This window comes from Aquificaceae bacterium, from assembly GCA_037722135.1.
GTDB classification, from domain to species: Bacteria; Aquificota; Aquificia; order Aquificales; family Aquificaceae; genus Pampinifervens; species Pampinifervens sericum.
Genome location: JBBKAW010000073.1, coordinates 1 through 3520, shown reverse-complemented (window position 1 = coordinate 3520; position 3520 = coordinate 1). Strand labels below are relative to the sequence as shown.

Here is a 3520-nt window from a genome sequence, read left to right as displayed (position 1 = left end):
TCTTTTGAGGACACAGAAGGATTATATCATCAAACAATTTTCTCCTCCTATCCCTCATGACGGACTCAGGGTTATCAATTTTCTATAGCTTACAACTTGCGTTATTCTACGTCCCAGAATTTGAAATCCTGCTCTAACCTTCGCAAGGTGGTTATAAAAACTCTGTCTTGATGCTTTATAACTTCCGCTTTACTTATAGCGGTCTTTAAAAGAATTGCATCTTGCCCCAGAAGTCTGAGCCAGTAGGCAAGCCTATGGAGGTTTGCTTCAAGCAAGAACCTCTTCAAGCTCTTCTTTTCTGACCACCTCCTCTGGATGAGCAATCCTACCGAGCACCGCACTTGCAGCTACTACCGCAGGGTTTGCCAGATAGACTTCGCTCTTTGGATGTCCCATTCTACCGGGGAAGTTTCGGTTAGATGTGGATATGCAACGCTCACCTTCCGCCAGTATGCCCATATGACCACCAAGACAAGGACCGCATGTGGAGACAGAAACAGAACACCCCGCAGACAAGAATATGTCTATTAATCCTTCCTTTAGAGCCTGCATGTAGACCTGCTTTGAGGCAGGAATAACGATGCATCTTACATAGGGATGGACTTTTTTACCTTTTAGTATCTTTGCCGCAATCCTTAGGTCCTCTATCCTTCCATTGGTGCAAGAGCCTATGAAGGCTTGGTCTATGGTTATATGCGTGGACTCAGACACAGGATGCACGTTAGAAGGTAGGTATGGCCAAGCCACAAGAGGTTCTATTCTGCTCGCATCCCACTCGTAAACCACCTCATACTGTGCATCTGGGTCGCTTTGGTATATCTTCCATGGCTTTTTAGCTCTTTGAGAGACATATTCTATAGTCTTTTCATCGGGTGCTATAATTCCGCTTTTGCCACCCGCCTCTATTGCCATATTTGCTATGGTTAGTCTTTGCTCTATAGAAAGGCTTTTTATTGCTTCGCCGTCAAACTCCATAGCCTTGTATAGAGCTCCATCCACTCCTATTTGACCGATGGTATACAGGATTAGGTCTTTGCCAGAAACCCAAGGCTGGAGCTTCCCATAAAAGATAAACTTCATAGTGGGTGGGACCTTTAGCCAAGTTTCTCCCGTTGCCATGGCATAGGCTATGTCCGTAGAACCCATACCTGTGGCAAAAGCACCTATACCACCGTAGGTGCATGTATGTGAGTCCGCACCCACCACTAAGTCTCCGGGAACAACAATACCCTGCTCTGGCAGTATGGTATGCTCTATACCCTCACCCTCTTGGAAAAACCACTTTATATTGTGTTTTCTTGCAAAGTCCCGCACCAGTTTTGCCTGCTCTGCGGACTTTATGTCCTTTGCTGGTACAAAGTGAGAAAGCACAAGGGCTATCTTTTCTGGGTCAAAGACTTTCTGAATACCATATTTTTCCAGTATCTTTATGGCGAGAGGTGCGGTTACATCATTTGCCATAACAAGGTCTACTTTTACGGTTATAAGCTCGCCGGGATGAACTTCCTTCTTGCCAGCGTGGTCTGCCAGTATTTTTTCTGTTATTGTCATACCCATTACGCTACCTCCTGTTCAAAGGTGTTCTTTTGAGCTTCCATCTTATGCTCTTCCTTTTTACATTCGTTTCTTACCTCAACTCCATAAAGTTTTAGTATCTCTACAACCTCTTCACAGCACATGGTTTCCTTTTCTAAGAGCTTTTTTACCACCGCTTGTATAGCTTCCTTGTGCTCCAGTATTATTCTCTTAGCATCTTCATAAGCCTTTGTGAGTATATCTTTTACTTCTTCGTCTATCTCCCTTCTGAGCTCTTCGCTTATGTCTATTGAGGTTGTTATACCTCCTAAAAACGGGTTTACCGTTCTTCTTACCGCCAAGGGACCCAAACGCTCACTCATACCCCACATGGAAACCATCCTATAGGCAAGCTCTGTTGCCCTCTGAAGGTCGTTTTCCGCACCCGTGGTAATGCCCTCTTTACCATAAAAGACTTCTTCTGCAGCGCGACCACCCATAAGGGTAAGTATTCTGCCATACAGGTCTTGCTTATCATACATATACTTGTCATCTATAGGTAGCTGTTGTGTAACGCCTAAAGCCATACCTCTGGGTATTATGGAGACCTTGTGGAGAGCGTCAGAACCAGGGACCATTAGGCTCATTATTGCATGCCCCATTTCATGATAGGCTATCTTTTCCTTCTCTTTTGGAGATATGACCATGCCTTTTCTCTCTAAGCCCATGGTTATTCTATCTATGGCTTCTTCTATGTCCTGCATCTCTATGGCTTCTTTACCTTTTCTTGCTGCCAAGAGTGCCGCCTCATTGAGCACGTTTTCCAAGTCCGCACCAGTAAAGCCGGGGGTTGCCCTTGCTACTATTTCAAGGTCCACGTCTGGTGCAAGCTTTTTGTCCTTTGCATGAACCTTGAGTATTTCGTATCTTCCCTTCACATCGGGTCTGGGTATGTATATCTGTCTATCAAACCTACCCGGTCTCAAGAGTGCAGGGTCAAGGATGTCTGGTCTGTTGGTAGCAGCTATCACAATAATACCCTCTGAGGTATCAAAACCGTCCATCTCTACAAGAAGTTGGTTTAGTGTTTGCTCCCTTTCGTCATGCCCACCACCAAGACTTAAAGCACCTCTTGAACGACCTACCGCATCTATCTCGTCTATGAATACGATGCAAGGTGCGTGCTTTTTAGCGGTATCAAAGAGGTCCCTCACGCGTGCCGCACCTACGCCCACAAACATCTCCACAAAGTCAGAACCAGAAACGGATATGAAAGGCACATGAGCTTCACCCGCTATAGCCTTTGCCAGTAGAGTTTTGCCCACACCCGGCTCGCCGTAGAGGAGCACACCCTTTGGCGGTCTCCCGCCCAGCTTTTGGAACTTCACAGGGTCTTTCAAGTATTCTATTATCTCTTTTACCTCTTCCTTTACCTCCTCCATACCAGCCACGTTTTCAAGGGTAACCTTAGGCTTCTCATCTATGTAGACCTTTGCCCTGCTTTTTCCAAAGCTGAAAGCCCTTGAGGTAGGGTTTCCTCCACCGCTAACCTGCCTCATCATGTATATCCATATACCTATAAAGAGAAGTATAGGAAGCCAGGAGATCAAAAAGGGCACAAGCCAGCTACTTTCCTGCACCGCAACCTCTACCTTAACACCCTTTTCTATAAGTTTGTTAACTATGTCTGAACCAGGTGGTATACCAGTCTCTATCCTTTGACCATCTGTGGTTATGCCAGTGAGCAGATTATCTTTAATCTTCACCTCTTCAAGTTTACCCTTTTCCGCAAGCTCAAGCACCGTGTTTATCGGTATTCTAACCGCAGACTGACCCTTATTACTTTCAAAGAGGTTAAAGGCAAGAACCATAAAGCCTAAAAGGACCACCCATATAAAGATGCTCTTCATCCACTGCATTCTTTTACCTCCGCACTTAAGGATTTAATATTAATCATGTGCCCCGGCTTTTCAAGAGCATATCCCTTTTTTATACTGTTTATTAT

Annotated in this window: 3 protein-coding genes; all 3 read right to left on the bottom strand. The window is 45.1% G+C overall.

Translation table 11 applies throughout. From position 1 onward, the window contains the following. Positions 1–101: 101 nt before the first annotated feature. Genes WKI49_05380 through ftsH form a run of 3 tightly spaced genes read right to left on the bottom strand, consistent with a single transcriptional unit; the run spans position 102 to position 3434 of the window. Complete coding sequence (locus tag WKI49_05380; protein MEJ7621921.1) at positions 102–287, bottom strand: Mut7-C RNAse domain-containing protein; 186 nt, start codon at positions 285–287, stop codon at positions 102–104. Next, complete coding sequence (gene leuC, locus WKI49_05375; protein ID MEJ7621920.1) at positions 268–1557, bottom strand: 3-isopropylmalate dehydratase large subunit; 1290 nt, start codon at positions 1555–1557, stop codon at positions 268–270. Before leuC ends, WKI49_05380 begins: the two co-directional genes overlap by 20 nt. Then, positions 1557–3434 (bottom strand): ATP-dependent zinc metalloprotease FtsH, encoded by a 1878-nt coding sequence (gene ftsH / locus WKI49_05370; GenBank protein MEJ7621919.1) that lies wholly within the window; start codon positions 3432–3434, stop codon positions 1557–1559. The genes leuC and ftsH overlap by 1 nt, the downstream gene beginning before the upstream one ends. Positions 3435–3520: the final 86 nt, after the last annotated feature.